This window comes from Ignavibacterium sp. (genome assembly GCA_032027145.1).
In the GTDB taxonomy this organism is placed as follows: Bacteria; Bacteroidota; Ignavibacteria; order Ignavibacteriales; family Ignavibacteriaceae; genus IGN3.
On the sequence record JAVSMP010000001.1, the window covers coordinates 871,465 to 891,166 of the forward strand.

Here is a 19,702-nt window from a genome sequence, read left to right on the forward strand (position 1 = left end):
TTGAAATAATTCAATCCTCCCAATTTCTAAATGTATATTAGTGATGATGATGTCCGCCTGGTCCGTGAACATGACCGTGTGCTAATTCTTCTACAGTAGCATCTCTTACATCCACGAGTTCTAAATCAAAATTTAAATTCATTCCGGCAAAAGGATGATTAAAATCGATTGTTATTTCATCATCATTTACTTCTATAATAGTAAAAGGCATTTGAACACCATCCGGATTACTTGCCATATATTCCATCCCGACTTCTAAAACAAAATCCTCCGGAAAATTTTCCTTTCCGACAACCTGCACTATTTGTTCATTATAATTTCCATAAGCATCAGCTGCATCCAATCTTAACTGCTTTTTTGTGCCTATCATCATTACACTAACTGCTTCCTCAAGTTTTGGTAAAACCATTCCCTTTCCGCTAATGTATGAAAACGATCCGCCATGATCAGTTGAATCTAAAACATTACCAGCATCATCAGTTAATGTAAAATTTAAGGTAACAACTTTATTTATTTCTATCGGCATTTTGTATCCTTATTGTTTTTAATTGACGCTGCATAATAGAGAAAGTGGAAAAGAAATAAAAAGAAAAATTACTAGTAAAGGTTAGAAATTAATTAAAGAAATTTATCTGATAGTTTTAGAACTATACTGAATTAGTTAAATTTGATTTGTAAAGAAACTCTGATAGTTAATAATATCCGAAAGAATTAAACTCCATTGAAAGAGTACCACAATATTAGGACTATTAACGGAAGCATTAATGTTACGGCAGCAGCCCGTTCATTATCCGAACAACCGGAAGTTAAGCGTTTACTTATTAAAGCTGAATCTTCACTTGCGTATCTAAAGATGAAATAAAATAATTGAATGAAAACTAATCTAATAAATATTATTTCAGACTCATTGAAATACTCAGATTTAAAAGAAATTAAAAGAAATTACTCTGCTCTGCTTAAAGAAGTTAAAGAGAGTAAAGAAGATATTTTAATCAGCGATGGCTATGTTTCTGTTACAAAAGATTTTTTATGCGGGGAAATAAATCAGATACTTGAAACTCAAACTCTTGAGCGGACAAAATATTATATTAAGCGATTATTGAAAAGCTTAACAGAAGAAAGACAAAGTAAAATTAATGATCTTAATCTTAACCGCTGGAAAGAATATAGCGACATAATTACGGACAGCCTGTGGATACTGGATAAACGCGATAAAACAGGTGTTCACCACGCAGGTTATTGGGGAAATTTTATTCCGCAAATTCCAAATCAACTTCTCAGAAGATATACAAAAAAAGAAGAGTGGATTTTAGATCCCTTTCTTGGCAGCGGAACTTCATTAATTGAAGCACAAAGATTGGGCAGAAATGCTGTCGGTATAGAGCTTTCAAAAAAAGTATTGAATCAGACAAGAAAAATAATTTCTAAAGAAAAAAATCAGCATTCTATTGAACTTAAATTTATAAACGGAGACAGCTCAAAAATTAATTTAAGAAATCACCTGGATGAATCAGGAATTAAGTCATTTCAATTTCAGATATTTCATCCACCGTATTGGGATATTATAAAATTCAGTAATAATAAATCTGACTTATCCAACAGTAAATCAATCGAAGAATTTATAGCTAAATTTGGAAGTGTATTAGATAATTGTCTTCCTCATCTTGATAAAAAAAGATTTGCAGCAGTTGTTATAGGCGATAAATATTCTGATGGTGAATGGATTCCGCTGGGATTTTATGTAATGCAGGAATTTTTAAAACGCAGAATGATTTTAAAATCTGTAATCGTTAAAAACTTTGATGAAACTACTGCAAAGAGAAATCAGAAAGAGCTATGGCGTTATCGTGCATTAGCCGGTGGATTTTATGTGTTTAAACACGAGTATGTTTTTGTGTTTCAGAAGAAATGAATAGATGTAATTAAAAGGTAGGCGCAAGCTTCAGCTTGCGGGATTAGGTTACAAAGTTATTAAATATTTATTATTCGTATTTGCTCAACCTGAAGGTTGAGGCTACCGTTGTTCTGATTCATTTGTAATATGAGATATAATTTTGAAATTATTGCTCAACCTAAAGGTTGAGGCTACCGTCCTTCAGGTTCATTTGTATTATGAAATATAATTTGGAAATTAATGCTCAACCTAAAAATTGAGTTTACCGTAAACAATGAAGCGAATAAGAGAAAACAAACATCGATTAGCTGCAGAAATTTACATTGGCGAAAGACCAATTGCTTTTACCTTATGTTTAAAAGGAAGGGTAAGTTATTTCACAAATGAAAGTGCATTTAAATATTTTGAAAAAGTACTATTAGAAGAATTAAAACATTATAATTGCTCTGCGTTTGTTTATTTATTTATGCCTGATCATTTGCATTTAGTGTTGGCAGGAAATGAACCAGACTCCAATATTAAAAAGTGCCTTGAGATGTTTAAACAAAAAACAGGATTTTATTTAAGTAAGAGCAAAGCAAATGTAAGCTGGCAAAAAGATTATTATGATCACATTTTAAGAAGTGAAGAAAATCTGGAAATACATCTAAAATATATACTCAATAACCCTGTTCGAGCTGGTATTGTGAACTATTGGAAAAAATATCCTTACATTGGTTCAACAGTTTATAATTTATATGAATGGGAATAGTGCAATTATTATGCGTTATTGCTCAACCTAAAGGTTGAGGCTACCGTCTTTCTGATTCATTTGTAATGTGAAATATAATTTGGAAATTATTGCTCAACCTGAAGGTTGAGGCTACCATTCTTACAGATTCTTGTAGGTGGATTTTATGTGTTTAGACACGAGTATATTTTTGTGTTTCAGAAGAAATGAATAGATGTAATTAAAAGGTAGGCGCAAGCTTCAGCTTGCGGGATTAGGTTACAAAGTTATTAAATATTTATTATGCTTATTTGCTCAACCTGAAGGTTGAGGCTACCATTCTTACAGATTCTTGTAGGTGGATTTTATGTGTTTAGACACGAGTATATTTTTGTGTTTCAGAAGAAATGAATAGATGTAATTAAAAGGTAGGCGCAAGCTTCAGCTTGCGGGATTAGGTTACAAAGTTATTAAATATTTATTATTCGTATTTGCTCAACCTGAAGGTTGAGGCTACCGTCCTTCAGGTTCATTTGTATTATGAAATATAATTTAGAAGAAATTGAAATTGAATTAAAAAAAAGATTAATCTATCCTTATAAATGGGGACAAAAACAGAACGATAACTTCGATAAACAAACAAATTTTATTTATCATACTTTTTTGTTTGAAGAACTTCTTAAAGAAATTGAATCAAGATTTAAATCTGAAAAAGAATATGATCTTTATTTCAATTACTCAATTAACCGGTGGTATAACTTCTGGTCAGCACAAGCTGTTGAAGATATATTCTGCTCGCTGCCAAACGTTAAACCAGCCCTGGATGATAAAGACAAACTGATTGACTTTACAATTCGGGGAGAGGCATTTGATCATAAAACATCAATCTTTCCGAAAAATTTTCCTTATAAAATTGATGATGCAATTAAAAAAACCGATGAATTGATTAGGTGGTTATACAAAAATCAATCACAGCAGCAGCGTAAGCATTATAAAAGCAGATTGTTTATTATTCTTTATTCTGCAGATGGGGAGCATTGGAAATTAAAATCAGAAATTGGCTGGCTTAAAGAACGAATCGAAAAATATATGCTCGGCTTTAATCCGAATTTTTTGCTTAAGTTTAATTTTGAAAAAGATAAACCAACTCTGGCAGATGTTATTTGGGCTATAAAAAAATAGTCTTGTAATTATTCATTATTTACAAAGCTGTTTAACAATTCTGTTGATAAAGTATTCGCAACGTAGGCAGGAGTAATCAAGATTCTTAAATTGTTTTGGACAATAAATACATTTTCCCGCCAATTTTGTCAAAAGAAATTTTTCTCAGACCAGCAATTTGATTGAAGTAAGATTTCGGTTTTACTATTTTCAATCAGAAAAAAATAATAAAGATTATAATTATGAGAAAAAAAATATTTTTAACCCTTTCAGTTGCTCTTTCTTTTTTTGTGCTGAGCTGTGGAGACAGCAGCAAAGACAGCTCTGATATTTCAAACAAAGATGCTTCCTCTGACACACAAAAAAGATACGGTATTAAATCAGCAGTTGTTGAATATATAATAACAGGCTCACAGGAGGGAACCAAAACACTTTACTTTGATAAATGGGGAATGAGACAAGCTGAATATACCCGTTCTGTTTTGACTGTTAGCGGATTTAGCAAACCAATAAATATTGTAAACATTATTGACGGTGATTATCAATATATGATAAACATTGATCAGAACAGCGGAACAAAAACAAGAAACCCGGTCTTAAAATCTATGGATGAATTAAAAGGTCAAAAAGGTTTTAACGAGTTTGGAGAACAGATGCTCTTAAGTATCGGCGCAAATAAAATCGGTAAAGAAGAGTTTCTCGGAAAAGATTGTGATATTTATGAAATGCGCAGTACCGGAACTAAACTTTGGGTTTGGAAATGGATTACGTTGAAATCCGAGACAAACTCAAGAGGATTGGAGATAAATGTAATTGCAACCAGAATTAACGAAGGCTCCGTTCCAAAAGATAAGTTTACAATTCCTGAAAAAATTACATTGAATGAAGTTGATCTTGATAATATTGAAAACGAAATGAGAGAAGAAAATAAATGATTTCATTTCTTCCGGTTGGCGGTGGAAATGAAATTGGTGCAAACTGTTACTACTTAAATCTTAACGGCAACGGAATTATTCTTGACTGCGGGATTCATCCGCAAAAAACAGGACTGGACTCACTTCCAAAATTTGATTTGCTTAACGATAGACCGATTGATTCCTGCTTGATCTCTCATGCTCATCAGGATCATATTGGCTCGCTTCCATTTCTGATAAAAAAATTTCCTTATGTAAAAATCATTACAACCCCGCAAACCAGAGCTATAGCTGAACTAACATTGCACAATTCTGTATCCATATTAAAAAAAGAAATTGATGATCAATCATTTGAGTTTTATTCACACGATGAAGTTGATCTTCTTATTAAAATGATTGAGTATAAAGAATATGGATATCAGTTCGAACTTAATTCATATCATCAGATTAAAAATTCTGAGGTTAATGTTACTTTTTATGATGCAGGACATATTTTAGGCTCTGCCGGAATTTTGCTGGAAAATAACAATTACAAAATATTTTATACAGGAGATATCAACCTTACCGATCAAACTATTCAGCCGAAAGCAAAGCTGCCTGAAGATAAAATTGATACCTTAATTCTTGAAACAACCTATGGTGCAACAGATTCAGATTTACTTTTAAACTGGCAGGCAGAATCACTAAGGTTTGCAAAAGAAGCAAATAAGATCCTGAATAACAGCGGATCTATTTTAATTCCTGTTTTCTCATTGGGCAAAATGCAGGAAATGTTAGCGACAATCTGGCAGTTAATACAGAAAAGGAAACTAACAACAGTAGATATTTATACAGGTGGAATTGGAACAAGAGTTAATCGTGTTTACGATTATAACAAATATGTTGTTGATAGAATTGATAAGGAGTTCGAGCTAAATTCAATTCCACAAAAAGATTATTATGAAGTTACAAATCCCGATGATTTCTTTTTAAATCCCTGCATTGTTCTTGCATCAAGCGGAATGATGGTAAAGAACACAGCATCGTACAATTTTGCTAAAAGGTTTTTAAAACAAAAAGATTCAGCTGTCTTTATTGTCGGATATATGGATCCCGAAAGCCCGGGTTATACAATAGCAAACTCAGAACAAGGCGATAAAATCTGGTTAACTGATTTTGATGAAGCAACAGAGGTTAAATGTGGGATAAAGAATTTCAAATTCTCGGCGCATGCCCGGAGAGAGGATTTACTAAGGATTGTTGATAAACTTAAACCTGATAATGTAATATTAACACATGGCGATGATGAAGCAATTGATTGGGTTGGGTCATCAATACTGAAAAAAAATAAGAGCATAAAACTTCAGATTGCAGAAGTAGGGAAAGAATTAAAAATCCTTTAATTGCGTAAGGCAATAATTGATTTTTCTTTGTATATTAAAAAAAACAAATTCAATTTCCTTGCTAAATAGGAAATAAAGATTTTCTTTCATCAAATTTTTTTTCAGGAGGAGAGCATGTCTCGTCTAAAAAAACAAGTCCAGGATAAAATAGAAGCCTGGCGCCCGCGCACAGTCCGACTTCTTAAAGAATTCGGTAACAATAAATTACAGGAAATAACAATTGAACAGGCAATTGGCGGTGCAAGAGATATCAAATGCCTTGTAACAGATATTTCCTATCTCGATCCGTTTGAAGGAATTCGTTTCCGTGGGTTTACAATTCCCGAAGTGTTGGAAAAACTTCCAAAAGTTCCTGGTGGAGAAATGCCTTATGTTGAAGGATTTTTCTTTTTCTTATTAACAGGTGATATTCCTTCTAAAGAAGATGTTGAAGAAGTTGCAGCAGAGTTTAAGAAAAGATCTTCTGTACCTAAGTATGTGTTTGATATTCTAAGAGTGATGCCTGCTGATTCTCATCCAATGGTAATGTTCTCAACTGCTATTCTTGCAATGCAGCGTGAATCTGAATTTGTCAAAGAGTATAATTCGGGTAAACTAAAAAAGAATGATTACTGGGCGCCAACTTACGAAGATGGACTAAATCTTCTTGCAAAACTTCCTGCGGTTGCTGCTTTCATATATAGATTGAAATATAAAAATGGAGATATTATTCCTTCTGATCCTACACTTGATCTTGGCGGAAACTTTGCCCACATGATGGGCATCGCAAAACCTTATGATGATGTTGCAAGAATGTATTTTATTCTACATAGCGATCACGAAAGCGGAAATGTAAGTGCCCACACCGGTCACCTGGTTGCAAGTGCTTTATCAGATCTTTACTACTCAATTTCTGCAATGACAAATGGACTAGCAGGTCCATTACACGGACTTGCAAATCAGGAAGTGTTAAACTGGCTGCATGGTGTTTATGATAAAATGGGCGGCAAAGTTCCAACCGAAGAAGAGATGAAAAAATTTGTTTGGGATACTTTGCAAAGCGGACAAGTAATTCCGGGTTTTGGACACGCAGTTTTAAGAAAAACAGATCCTCGTTATATGGCTCAAAGAGAATTTTGCTTAAAGCATTTGCCAAATGATCCTTTGTTTAAATATGTCGATCTTCTCTTCAAAGTTGTTCCGCCGATTTTGTTGGAACAAGGCAAAGCAAAAAACCCCTGGCCAAATGTTGATGCGCAATCGGGTGTTATACAATGGTACTACGGACTAAAAGAATATGATTTCTACACAGTTCTTTTTGCTGTTGGAAGAGCATTTGGTGTTGTTGCAAATATTATCTGGGATCGTGGACTTGGTTATCCAATTGAAAGACCAAAATCTGTAACTACTGCAATGCTTGAAGAAGTTGCGGGAATAAAAAGCTAGTTGTCAATAAAACAGGAATGTTTATTAATTAAGAAGTCACGGAATTCCCGTGACTTCTTTTTATATGATTATGATATTCAGAATCGTGACAGCTTAAGAATTAGACAGTAGAAAACACATCAATTAAAATCTAAATCTTGTACCAACATATCCGCCGCAATCCTGCAGATGAAAACTGCTTGGCCCTTTTATTTCATTAGACGTTCCGTTTTGTGTTTGAGTGATTGTACTTTTAGGCGTGATGAAGGCTCCCAAATTATACCCGGCATAAAACTCCCACTGAAGATCTTCCCAGGGTCTTACATAAGCGGAGGCATTAAGACCAACGCCTAATCTTGATGCAGAGTATTCATCTTTTGTTTCTGTGCCGGAAGTTGGTGTGTTAGTTTGGGTTTCGCTGTAGGATACATAGCTTGCCCATCCGCCAAGAGAATAATAAACTCGTTTATCCATTCCCAACGGGTAATAATTATATCCAAGCTTTGCCCCAAATTCTGATGAGCTGAACTCCTGAGTACCGCTTGTGTTCTCGGTTTTATCACTGCCGATACCAACACTGCCAAGAAGGTAAAGACTGGATTTTTTATTAAGGTAATAATCTATACCAAAGCCTGTTATATATTCAGATTCAGGAGTTGATAGATCGTAGTTAAGCTCATCGATTTTTTGCTTGCCTATGGTAAAATCCCTGCCCCACATAAAGTTAAGACCCCAGCAGTATTTATCATCATCTGTGTTTTGCGCATTGATTGAAGAAGCTGAAAGAAGAAAAGCGAGCAGTGAAAGAAATAGAAAATTCAGAAAAGACTTTTGCATAATGACTCCTGTTTTATTTAGAATAATTTATTAATTATTCCCCTGCCAAACGGAATACTGGCGGCTAACATAAAAAACAGAATTAAATTTTCCTATAGTACCGAAGATTTTTTTAATTACTCACATTCTTATTGTCTTAATTTATGAGTGCCAACAGCTTACCGAAGACTTAACTTTTAGTTGTTAATATTTAATCTGCATAGTCCTGCTGGATAACGATAGTCAGTCAGGCAGGCTGTAAATGATTTGATGTCATTTAATTTTTAGATCAATTCTTTTTATGTTCAATGACCGGAGCAGATAGGATTGACAAGAAATTATCTACATATCTAACGGACTTCTGACGCCTTAATAATATCTGCTAGTTCTTTTCCTAATAGCAGCGGACAAAATTAGATTTTATTGTTGTTTAGCAATTAAACAAAACTTTCTGCTTGAATTATTTAGGTCAGTTATGGATATTGAGAAAGGAAATAAGAGGAATTACCCAACAGATGATTGAGGGGGATTCCTTATAAGTATTAGTTAGGTGCTTACAAAATAATATCAGAGGAGTAATATTTTGGATACTTTTTTTTGTTATGGATACTCAGAGAGCAATAATCCAAACTATGGAGAGTCTCTATATTTTAGCAACTTCAAAAAATGTGGAAACAATTAAGGGTAGATACGATTTTCTCTTAACCTTGCTTCCCACCTTAAAATCTGCGAAAAACAATTCTCAATATTCTAATGTAATTCAATCAGCACTTGAGCAGTTCAAAACAATGTATCCAGCCGGTGTCCCACAAAATTATCAGATTGCAGTAATTAATAAACCTGAAACTTTTGACATAAACGAATTTTATTGCAACTCTTTTGTAAATGCTACCAAAAGATATTATGATAAGCAATTTGAAGAAATAAATGCTTTGAAAAAGGAAACCGCAAAGACAAAAAGAATTGGAAAATTATCCGATTCAATAAATTCAGTTCTGAACGAACTACAAATAAAATGTTCAAATTCTGAATCTTATCAAACAGCAAAAACAAAATTACGATTTACTTGATAGAGTACTTGATTTAGTAGGAGGCAGACCTTCAAATATTAATAAAATTCTTATTTCAGAAACAATGCAAAGAGATGACTTTTCTTTTCGTCCCTCAGAAAGATTGCGACAAGATGATCAAATTATTTATAAAGCGTAGTGTCTTAAGTAATACAAAAAGATTTAAAGCTGTTTTATTACACGAAGTAGCACATGCAAAAAGTAATGCGACTGATGCGACCAGAGACTTTGAAGATGAATTGACAAATATGCTAGGTGAAATTGGATTAAAGGTTATTACGACAAATGGAGAAGCAAAGAAAGGCTTTTTTAATAAGTTGTTTGGTTAAAGGCATATAACCAGCCAGCCAATCAACCCGACAGCGTATTCGCACTCAGTATTTGTATTCTAAGCTGCACTCTTGCTCTGGGCAGCAGCTTAACCACAACGCCGTTATGTGTTTAAATGAAAATGCTATCTCATATCCCTCAAGATAAAAAGAATTAATTTTTCTGTTCTGCTTTTTATTATATTCCTTAGGAAAAAATTTCATTCTCTTATAAAAGAATTTAGTACAATGAGCCTGTCTTTATTATCACTGAAAGAATTGAACGAAAAACTGCTCGCTGGCAAAGCTTCGCTTGAGCAGCACGAGATCGATGATCTACTAAATAATCTGATGATCGAATTGAATAATGCTATTGAGAATAACAATCTTAATCTGCCCGAGTTTTCGGAAGTATGGCAAAGCATTCTAAAGGGGTTAACCGATGGCGGAATCTCAGATGACTTTATGAATAATATGGATAAGGATCTGTTTTTTAAGTTTGGCAATTATCTTGCTTCTGATTCCGTTGGTTTAGATGATAAAATTACAGCAGTCATACACAGTTACCTGAATTATTTTCGCTATTCTTCCTTTCTTCAAAAAATTTACGATGAAAGAAGATGGGATTATCTTATTAAATCGCTGATAGATAAAAGCAGTTATACTTTTGATGTGATGTTTAATCAAAGAGTTGATCAGTATAAGAAGAAAAATCTTTTCAGAATAATAAAAGGCAGGCAGACAATAGATTACTCGTGGCAGAAAACATCAGAGCTTGTTTCCGCATATAGTTTATCTATTCAGAAATTATTAATTGAAATCGAAGGCGAACAAAAATTTACGGCTTTTCTTCTTGAAAACAGCCTTGATATGGCATTGCTTGATCTTGCATGCTTAACAAGCGGAATTGTAAATGTTATGATTCCTGCAAACTCAGTTTCTGAACACATTCAATTTATTCTTAATCAAACTAAATCGCCTGTACTTTTTGCAGATGATGAAAAACAGCTTGCAAAAATAAGAGCAGTAAAAAATGAAATACCAAATCTTAAAACCGTTGTTCTGATTAAAGGCAACGCCGCAGAGGACTGGGTGATCAGTTTTGATGAGTTCAAGGCACTTTCACTTCATCAGGAAAAAAGAATTTATACCAGCCTAAAACCTGATTCGCTTGCAACAATAATGTACACATCCGGCACCACTGGTGAGCCAAAAGGAATTATGTTTTCGCACGCCAATATTGTTTATAAAAGATTCTGCCGCGCAATGGCAATTCCCGTTATAAGTGATAAAGATCGTTATCTTGCTTTTCTTCCACTGTATCACACATTTGGAAGATGGCTCGAAATGACAGGTGCAATCTTTTGGGGTTCAGAATATTGTTTTATGGAAAACCCATCTGTGGAAACAATGATTGATAATATGCGTTTTGTAAAACCGAGCATTTTTATTTCAATACCAAAAAAATGGATACAGCTTTATGAATATATTACAGCACGGGTTGATGTGGAAGCAGATGATGATGATAAAATCAATTCAGTTGTTACTGATGCAACCGGTGGAAATTTAAAGTGGGGACTTTCAGCGGCAGGATTTTTACCGCCCGATGTTTTCAGATTCTTTCAGCGTTATGGTATCGAGTTAATGAGCGGTTTTGGAATGACGGAGGCAACCGGTGGAATTACAATGACGCCGCCGTTTCGATACAGAGAAAATTCACTTGGCAAAGCACTTCCGGGAATTGAAATTAAACTTGGTGAAGACGGCGAAATTCTAATACGCGGACCTTATGTTATGATAAATTATTTCGATCAGAAAAAGGAACAAACATTTGAAGCTGACGGATGGTTTGCAACCGGAGATATAATGAGAATGGATAACGATGGATTTATTGAGATTATAGACCGCAAGAAAGAAATATATAAGAACATTAAAGGCGAAACTATTGCCCCTCAGAAGATTGAAAATCTTTTTAGGGATTTTGAATTTGTTAAACAGGTTTTTCTTGTCGGTGATCATCGTCCTTTTAATACTGTGCTTATCTATCCTGATCTTAAATCTGCAAACTCGCCTTTAATTAATATGGACGAACATCAAAGGCAGGAATATTTTTCAAATGTTATAGTATCGGTAAATAATTTTCTCGCACCATTTGAAAGGATAGTTGATTTTAAAATTATCAGCAGACCATTTGATGATATACATGGCGAGCTTACGCCGAAGGCAACATATAAAAGAAGAGTAATTGAAAAGAATTTTGCAGACACTATTCAATTGATGTATGAAAAAGATCATCTGGCTCTGGGATTTGACAAATATGAAATCAAAGTTCCTAACTGGTTTTTAAGAGAGAAGGGTGCGCTTAGCCGTGACATTTCCCTCAGCTCAGATTTATTATCTATTCCAAAACTTAGTGCTTTGCTTAGTATTAAAGTGGTTGATGATGAGAAAAAAATATTTCAAATAGGTAACTATTCATATCTAATTAGAACAAAGCAATTAGATCTTCAGGATATCTTTACAAATCCTTTTTATTGGCTGGGTAATACTGGGGTGGTTGATTTTACAGGCTCAGGTATATTTCGCTGGTTCAGAAAATCAGAATCACAAAAAGAGCTTGAGTTTGTTGATCGTATTTCGGAAGTAAAGGTTAACGATACCGAAAGAGCAAAACTTAGTGAAATGCTTGAAGCAAAAGAGGTTTCTATCCCGGGACTTCATATTGCTACAGTTATGCTTCAATCAAACGACGACCAGGAGGTTGGAAAGTCTATAGAATATTTTTCTGCGATACTTAGCGATGTAAATTCCACACATTATAAATTAACTGTCGAGATTGTTTTCAGACCTAGTATCATTCAAAAGACTGAAACAAGAAGAAGGATTTTTCTTGCTGCCCTGCAGACACTTAGAAGAGAAAACTTTAAAAAATTACTAAAGCTTTATGTTTGTTCAGATAATGACTTTTTAAATAGTGAAATAATAAATGCAATTGATAACATCAGCAGGGGAGATGAAAATTTAAAGGAAATAGAAACTGTTTTAGAAGAACTAATTTCAGCAGCTGACCCTAAAACACTTCTCGACAAAACGCCGATACCTGGTTTATTTGATCTTCTGGTAAGTTATGGAGCTAACCATCCTGCAAGCTATGAAGGAATAAGAAGATTCATTTTACAGTTTGAATTATACGGTTCAATAAATGATCTGCGGCAGCTTGCACGAAAATCACGGCTGGAGTTAAGACGACTGTTTACTATCTGGCTGGGAGAAGTGCCTCGTGTTTCAATAGATCCTGAAACCGGTGAAGAATACAGATGGTCTGATGTATTAATATTTGATGAGGCAATTTCTGATAGTGATAAAAATATTTTAACCAAGGCACTTTCTGAAAGACAGATTATAAGAGAAGCAGTTTTTCTTATTTCAAACGGTGTGCTGATATCACTTAACAATATTTTACCATCGGGAATATGGATTAGTAAGTTTTCTGAAACTAAAAGAAGATCTGTATTTCGTTTGACTATTCAGACACGTTTCCTCGGCGGATTTGATATTGCAATTCACTTAAACCATACAGATAGCTCTGAAGTTATTGAAGAAGAGGGCAAATGGAAGGTTATTGCCGGTACTGATATTTTAGAAAAAAAGATCGCTGCTAAGTACGGCGGTCTTTGGGAAGATTTTAATTTGTGGACCGAAGAGTTTGTTGGTGATGAATCAATTGAGAGGTTTATGCGGCGCGAATCAAAAAGAAATGATGCGGTAACAAATGAAAAGCTAAGAAATCTTTGGAAATTTTTTGTATGGAATGCTTCTGCAGCTTATGTAAAATTTTGGAAACTTTCTGAAATGAAGACTGAGCTTGCTGAAATTAATACTGATACTGTTGTTGTTTCACAGCATGATTATCAGACTAAATGTATAATAACTTCTTTTTCCCAGAGAAGAAAATCAGAATCAGTTCTTTCTTTTGTAATGAACTTTTATGAAAAATTTGTTAAACCAGCAGAGGAAAAATATCCGCTGATAAAAAAGCCTTCTGTTTGGAACGCTGTTTTTTCAGGCATTATCGAAGCACTTGGTATTGATGAAGGTATTAATCTGATAAATAAATTCAGGAAAGAAGTTGAAAAATCTGATTTGGCTATTAAGGATAATATAACTTACCGGATTCAATTATTGATGAATAATATTAAAGAGCACGGTTATCTTCCTAAACAGCTATACTTTGCAGTTAAAAGATTTCATAGATGGTTTGAGCTCAACAAAGATGCGTCTTTATCTGCTCAGGCAGAAATGATATACGAGCTTTATGATACTTATCACTTATTTGATCTTGAAGAAAATTATCCAGCTGTAAGAGCAAGATTTTTTTTAGAAACTGTTTTTTATTCTTCATCTCAAAGGTTTAAAAATGTATTGCGCGAACTTGTAAGAAAACAAAGACACAGAAAAATTTCAAAAGAAGAATCATTAAAGCTCATCACATCACTGAACTTTGAGTTTGAGTTGGATGAGAAAGAAACATATTTTATTACCCGGCTTGGATATCCGCACCTTAAACCAACTGATTCGGCTGCACTTATTAAGATTAGATCAGAAGTTGCAGGATATCCAAATCTGGTTGTTCAGCTTCGTGACAATGATGGAAATGCTTTTACAATTAGAAATCCGGTCAGTCCAAAAGAAATCTCAAAACTATATCAGCTTTATCTTGAAGAAAATTTAAATGTTAACTTCAGACCCGAACATGAATTTCTTGTTGCTGTATCAGACAGAGGATTTATTATAGGCGGAGCTTTTTATTATCGAAGCGACGAAACAACTGTTCACATGGAAAAGATTGTAGTTTCTAATCGCTACAGAAGAAACGGAATAAGCGAAGGAATTATGAAAGAGCTGTTTAACAGAGTGAAATCAGAAAATTATAAATTTGTTACAACCGGTTTTTTCCGTCCGGAATATTTTTACCGTTTTGGATTTAAAATAGAAAGAAAATATTCGGGACTCGTAAAAGAACTTTAGTGCAGGAATAAGTATTATGAAGCTGTTGATAATATTATCTGTAATTATTATGAATCAAATATCTTTTACTCAAACAGACGATTGGGCTAATCTTAATAGATACAAACAAGAAAATTTGATTCTTGATCCGCCTTTGGAAAATGAAGACAGAGTTGTTTTCATGGGAAATTCCATCACCGAAGGATGGAAAACAGTTGATCCGGATTTCTTTACAGAAAACCAATTTATTAATAGGGGTATAAGCGGACAAACAACACCGCAAATGCTTATAAGATTCAGACAAGATGTTGTAAATCTTAAACCAAAAATTGTAGTGATACTTGCAGGTACAAATGACATTGCAGGAAACACCGGTCCATCAACACTGGAAATGATAGAAGACAATATTTTTTCAATGGCTGAGATTGCAAAGACAAATAATATTAAAGTTATTCTTTGCTCTGTTCTTCCAGTATTTGATTATCCGTGGAAGCAGGGAATTAATCCATCAGAAAAGATTATTGAACTTAATAAAAGAATAAAGACTTATTCGCAAAATAATCAATTCGTATATGTTGATTATTTTTCTGAAATGGCAGATGAAAATAATGGATTAAAGAAAGAGTATTCTAAAGACGGTGTTCATCCAAATGTTGATGGATATAAAGTGATGAAACCAATTATTGAAAAAGCCATAAATTATTTACTGCGGACAGAGCATTAATAGTCAAAACATACCTGCCGGCAGGTCGGTGTTTTTGTAATCATTAACTTCGCTTGGTAATTTTTTCGGACAGAGATTTTTTTATCTGGCGATTCACTCCTTATTTTTATATCAAACTCATTAAGTTATTCCGGAGAATAAGCAAAGAGTTTATCATAATTATTGTCTTAATATTTCTTATTTGTTATCTGCTTACATTTGCTCACCAATAACACAATCTCATAAAATAAAAATGTTGTTTGAATAGACAGACAAAAGGCATATTTTAATTTGAGCGTGTTTCTGTTTTTTTATTATAGCATAGTCACTTAATAACCCAACACTTGGAGATTGCTTATGAAAAAGTTTCTACTTTTCACTCTGCTTTTCAGTCCGCCGGTTTTCTGTCAAAATATAAATATGAACATTAATTTATCAGATGGCAGTACCATATCATTTTCAGTTAATGATATTCAACGATTAGAATTTGGAGAAGCCACAGATATAAAAGATTTTGAAAATCTAAAGCAGGTAATTGAAACATTTAGTGTTCTGCAGAACTACCCAAATCCGTTTAATCCTTCTACAACAATTACATATCTGATACCAAACACTTCAAATGTTAAAGTGTGTATTTATGATATTAACGGACAGCTCGTAAAAGACCTGCTCAATGAAACTCAGCATAAAGGAGAATATAAAATTACCTGGAACGGGACTAATGATAAAAATATTAGTGTGGTAAGCGGAGTATATATTTATACTGTTAGCAGTAATGAGCAGATAATTTCCAAACAAATGATTTTACTGAAATAAGGGAGAGATAGAAAATGAAAAAAAGTTTATCCTTTTTATTTGTAATACTGATTTGCTCAGGTTCATTTCCGCAAGCCCTTAATGTAATTAAAAAAGATGGGCAGACTCAATCAGTAAATCTCTCTGATATTAATAGCATTACCTATAGCAAAGTATCAGGCTTGTATGAACAGCAATTACCATTGAACAAATTAGTTGTTTATACTAAAACAGAGGCAAAAGATTTATTTATTCTCGGAATAGATAGTGCATTCTTTAACGAAGACAGAACCAAAATATTTTTCAAGACAACGTATGATCTTAATCAGTTTAATCTTGCCGATATAGACAGTATTACTTTTGAAGTTATTACAGATTCAACAATTTATATTACTTATGACGACAGCACTGCATCCATAATTAATCCATTTGTTGGACGGGGAGTTTCGGTTAGTTTGTCGGATGCTGATGTAATCGTTACTGCTAATTCCGGCGTTGAAAATCTTGATTATGTATTAAGCGGAATCACTTCTGACGGGATGTTTAAGATTTACTCAGATAAAAAACTTAATCTCCACTTAAACAATGTTCAAATTACAAATAACGATGGTCCAGCGATTAACATACAATCTGGTAAACAGATCTCCGTATTTCTTGAAAATGGAACGCAGAATATTTTAACCGATGGAATTACTTATTCAAATGCACCAACAGGCGAAGATCAAAAGGCAGCTTTTTTCAGTGAAGGACAGCTTGTCTTTTCCGGAGGTGGTGATCTTACAATAAACGGACGTGGAACAAATCAGCACGGACTTGTAAGTGATGACTATATTGTAATAAATCAGGGAAATATAACTATTAATAGCGCAGTTAAGGATGGTATTAATGTAAACGACGGGTTCTATATGAATGGCGGATCCGTAGATATCAAATCAGATAGCGATGGAATAGATGCCGGCGAAAGCTCTATTGAAATAACCGGCGGTACTGTTAAGGTTTTAAACACAGTCAATGATAAGAGCGCTATAAAAGCAGATGGCGTAATCAATATTTCAGGCTGTGAATTAAATATTACTGTTCAGGGAAATCAATCAAAAGGTATAAAGTCTAAACAAAACATAACACTTGAAAATAGTTCTGTTAATATAATAACTTCGGGTGGAGTTGTGCTGAAACCTTCCGGTTCCGGGTTTGACCCCTCTTATTGTACAGCTATCAAAGCTGACATGGATGTTATTGTTATTTCTTCAGATATTATAATTACCACAAGCGGTCCTGCAGGAAGAGGAATTTCTTGTGACCGAAATTTTGTTTTTAACTCCGGTTCTCTTAGTATTACTTCAAGTGGCGATGGAGCTGCATACACCAATCCGTCAGGTCAGCAAGATGCCTATGCAGGACATTGCATTAAAACTGATGGAAGTGTAATCGTTCTGGATGGAGAAATCACTCTCAGTAATTCTGGAAAGGGCGGTAAAGGAATTAATATTGATGCAAATATGCTCGTTGGAACATCAACAACTCAACCGATGATAAATATTACTACTACTGGTCAGAAGATATTTATCTCACAGAATAATTACGCAGAATCAAAAGCGATTTCTGCTGATAGCACTATAAGGATTTTTGATTGTAATATTACAATCAGTTCTGCAGATGATGGAATAAAATCGAAAGACTCTCTGATTATATATGATGGAACTATTAATATTACCCAGTCATTCGAGGGTCTTGAAACTCCCAACTTAATAATTAATGGAGGAGATATAAGCGTTAAAGCCAGTGATGATGCATTAAATACAACCTACGGTGTTGATGGAGAGTTTAATGATGGAAGTAAAATGATAATAAACGGCGGTCACATTTTTGTTAGTTCGACTCAAGCTGACGCAATTGATGCCAATGGTGATATTTATATTAATGGAGGTGTAATTGTTGCTCACGGACCGGATGCATCTGGATTTACTTTTGAGGTTGGGCTGGACTTTAATGGCGAATGTAAAATATCCGGCGGTTTTGTTGTTATTTCAGGGACAAACTCAATGCTAACACAGGCACCAAGTAGTTCTTCTACGCAACGCTCAGTTCTTTTGAAATCATTTTCAAGTCTGGCTGCCGGAACATTGTTTCATATAGAAGATTTAAACGGAAATAATTTATTAACCTTCGCACCCAACAAAAGATATTACTCAATAATATTTTCCGATCCGCTGCTTACTGCGGGATCTCAGTATAAAGTTTACACAGGTGGAACTTATAGCGGGGGAACAGTCCGCAATGGATTACACACAGGGGGAACATATTCTGCAGGAACATTAAAAACAACATTTACTCAAACGAATATGGTACAAGTTGTAAATTTTTAAAATATCTGTAAAAAATATCTTAGAAAAAATTAAACAGCCGGATAATTGAGTCCGGCTTTTTGTTTTTGAATTCATACCGATATTCGATATGTAAGCAGTATTCTACCCTGCTTTTTTTTACATTATTTTTTGATAATATATTAATAAAGAGAAATTCTCAAATCTATGCTTTTTACCGCTTACTTTTACTTTTAGCCTAAAAACATCAAATTCTGCACATTATTAAATATTATTTGCATCTGTGCTATTAAAATGATATCATTCCGATAGCAAATTTAGAAAGGTTTTTAAAATGGAAAAAGTAACTGAAAAAACAGCAGCAAAGGTGAAAGGATTTTTTATCCTGTTTGTCATTTTAATTCTTATTGTTCTTGACATATATCTTCTTGCTTACGGAATTCAGACCGAAGATTCAAACATCTTTTGGTTTTTTATTCCACTTGTGCTTATAACTTTTATTACTCTGGGTGGATTTATGATTGTTCAGCCAAACGAATCAAGAGTTCTGATACTTTTCGGTAAATATACAGGCACAATTCGTCAATCAGGTTTTTGGTGGGTTAATCCTTTTACTGTAAAAAAACATGTTTCATTACGCATCAGGAATTTTAACAGTGAAAAATTAAAAGTAAATGACCTTCACGGTAATCCGATTGAGATAGCTTCTGTTATTGTATGGCGTGTTGTAGATTCTGCGCGTGCAATATTTGATGTTCAGAACTACGAGCAGTTTGTTGCTATACAAAGTGAAACAGCAATTCGTTCGCTTGCTTCAGAATATCCGTATGATGTAAGTGATGAGGAAAAAGCTTCTTTACGCGGCACACCGCTGGAAATAGCAGATAATCTTAAAAAGACTTTGCAGGCAAGATTAGAAATTGCCGGAGTTGAGGTTATCGAATCAAGGATAAGCCACCTTGCTTATGCACAGGAAATTGCACAGGCAATGCTGAGAAGACAACAGGCACAGGCTGTAATTGCAGCAAGACAAAAAATAGTTGAAGGTGCTGTCGGTATGGTTGAAATGGCTCTTAAATCATTAAGCGATCAAAACATTGTTAATCTTGATGAAGATAAAAAAGCAACGATGGTAAATAATCTTATGGTCGCGCTGGTTTCAGAAACATCCGTACAGCCTGTAATCAATACCGGAACATTATATCAATAATAAAT

The 19,702-nt window shown here is 34.0% G+C and carries 16 protein-coding genes; 14 read left to right on the forward strand and 2 right to left on the reverse strand.

The window, feature by feature from the left end; genetic code table 11:
- Window positions 1-37: 37 nt before the first annotated feature.
- The gene (locus ROY99_03470; GenBank protein ID MDT3695425.1) at window positions 38-526 is read right to left on the reverse strand and encodes a peptidylprolyl isomerase; all 489 of its coding nucleotides are present in this window, start codon (window positions 524-526) and stop codon (window positions 38-40) included.
- A gap of 195 nt (window positions 527-721) precedes the next feature.
- Here ROY99_03470 and ROY99_03475 point away from each other — a divergent pair, with 195 nt between their 5' ends.
- From ROY99_03475 to ROY99_03505, 7 genes are all read left to right on the forward strand, one after another.
- Window positions 722-862 (forward strand): hypothetical protein, encoded by a 141-nt coding sequence (locus ROY99_03475; protein ID MDT3695426.1) that lies wholly within the window; start codon window positions 722-724, stop codon window positions 860-862.
- A 9-nt stretch (window positions 863-871) separates the two neighbouring features.
- Window positions 872-1,912, forward strand: coding sequence for a DNA methyltransferase (locus ROY99_03480; protein MDT3695427.1), 1,041 nt, complete (start codon window positions 872-874; stop codon window positions 1,910-1,912).
- 256 nt (window positions 1,913-2,168) lie between these two features.
- The gene (locus ROY99_03485) at window positions 2,169-2,645 is read left to right on the forward strand and encodes a transposase (protein MDT3695428.1); all 477 of its coding nucleotides are present in this window, start codon (window positions 2,169-2,171) and stop codon (window positions 2,643-2,645) included.
- Window positions 2,646-3,143: 498 nt separating this feature from the next.
- Window positions 3,144-3,785 carry a hypothetical protein gene (locus ROY99_03490; protein ID MDT3695429.1) on the forward strand — a complete coding sequence of 214 codons (642 nt, stop codon included), beginning with the start codon at window positions 3,144-3,146 and terminating at the stop codon, window positions 3,783-3,785.
- Window positions 3,786-4,006: 221 nt separating this feature from the next.
- On the forward strand, window positions 4,007-4,699 hold the full coding sequence (locus ROY99_03495; protein MDT3695430.1) for a hypothetical protein: 693 nt from the start codon (window positions 4,007-4,009) through the stop codon (window positions 4,697-4,699).
- Entirely contained in the window at window positions 4,696-6,060 is a 1,365-nt protein-coding gene (locus ROY99_03500; GenBank protein ID MDT3695431.1) for an MBL fold metallo-hydrolase, read from the forward strand. The genes ROY99_03495 and ROY99_03500 overlap by 4 nt, the downstream gene beginning before the upstream one ends.
- A gap of 114 nt (window positions 6,061-6,174) precedes the next feature.
- Window positions 6,175-7,485: a citrate (Si)-synthase gene (locus ROY99_03505; protein MDT3695432.1), complete on the forward strand. Its 1,311-nt coding sequence runs from the start codon at window positions 6,175-6,177 to the stop codon at window positions 7,483-7,485.
- A 123-nt stretch (window positions 7,486-7,608) separates the two neighbouring features.
- Here ROY99_03505 and ROY99_03510 read toward each other — a convergent pair whose 3' ends face one another.
- Entirely contained in the window at window positions 7,609-8,301 is a 693-nt protein-coding gene (locus ROY99_03510) for an outer membrane beta-barrel protein (GenBank protein ID MDT3695433.1), read from the reverse strand.
- Between the two features lie 581 nt (window positions 8,302-8,882).
- On the opposite strand from ROY99_03510, the gene ROY99_03515 reads away from it, so the two are divergent.
- The 7 genes from ROY99_03515 to ROY99_03545 all read left to right on the forward strand — a co-directional run bounded on the left by ROY99_03515 (window position 8,883) and on the right by ROY99_03545 (window position 19,697).
- The gene (locus ROY99_03515; GenBank protein ID MDT3695434.1) at window positions 8,883-9,350 is read left to right on the forward strand and encodes a hypothetical protein; all 468 of its coding nucleotides are present in this window, start codon (window positions 8,883-8,885) and stop codon (window positions 9,348-9,350) included.
- A gap of 113 nt (window positions 9,351-9,463) precedes the next feature.
- A complete protein-coding gene (locus tag ROY99_03520; protein MDT3695435.1) occupies window positions 9,464-9,679 on the forward strand; it encodes a hypothetical protein in 216 nt (71 codons plus the stop codon).
- A 228-nt stretch (window positions 9,680-9,907) separates the two neighbouring features.
- A complete protein-coding gene (locus ROY99_03525; protein ID MDT3695436.1) occupies window positions 9,908-14,686 on the forward strand; it encodes a GNAT family N-acetyltransferase in 4,779 nt (1,592 codons plus the stop codon).
- A 16-nt stretch (window positions 14,687-14,702) separates the two neighbouring features.
- Complete coding sequence (locus tag ROY99_03530) at window positions 14,703-15,389, forward strand: SGNH/GDSL hydrolase family protein (protein MDT3695437.1); 687 nt, start codon at window positions 14,703-14,705, stop codon at window positions 15,387-15,389.
- A gap of 336 nt (window positions 15,390-15,725) precedes the next feature.
- Complete coding sequence (locus ROY99_03535) at window positions 15,726-16,184, forward strand: T9SS type A sorting domain-containing protein (GenBank protein MDT3695438.1); 459 nt, start codon at window positions 15,726-15,728, stop codon at window positions 16,182-16,184.
- A gap of 14 nt (window positions 16,185-16,198) precedes the next feature.
- Window positions 16,199-18,529 carry a carbohydrate-binding domain-containing protein gene (locus ROY99_03540; GenBank protein ID MDT3695439.1) on the forward strand — a complete coding sequence of 777 codons (2,331 nt, stop codon included), beginning with the start codon at window positions 16,199-16,201 and terminating at the stop codon, window positions 18,527-18,529.
- Window positions 18,530-18,821: 292 nt separating this feature from the next.
- Window positions 18,822-19,697 carry an SPFH domain-containing protein gene (locus ROY99_03545; protein ID MDT3695440.1) on the forward strand — a complete coding sequence of 292 codons (876 nt, stop codon included), beginning with the start codon at window positions 18,822-18,824 and terminating at the stop codon, window positions 19,695-19,697.
- The last annotated feature ends 5 nt before the right edge of the window (window positions 19,698-19,702 follow it).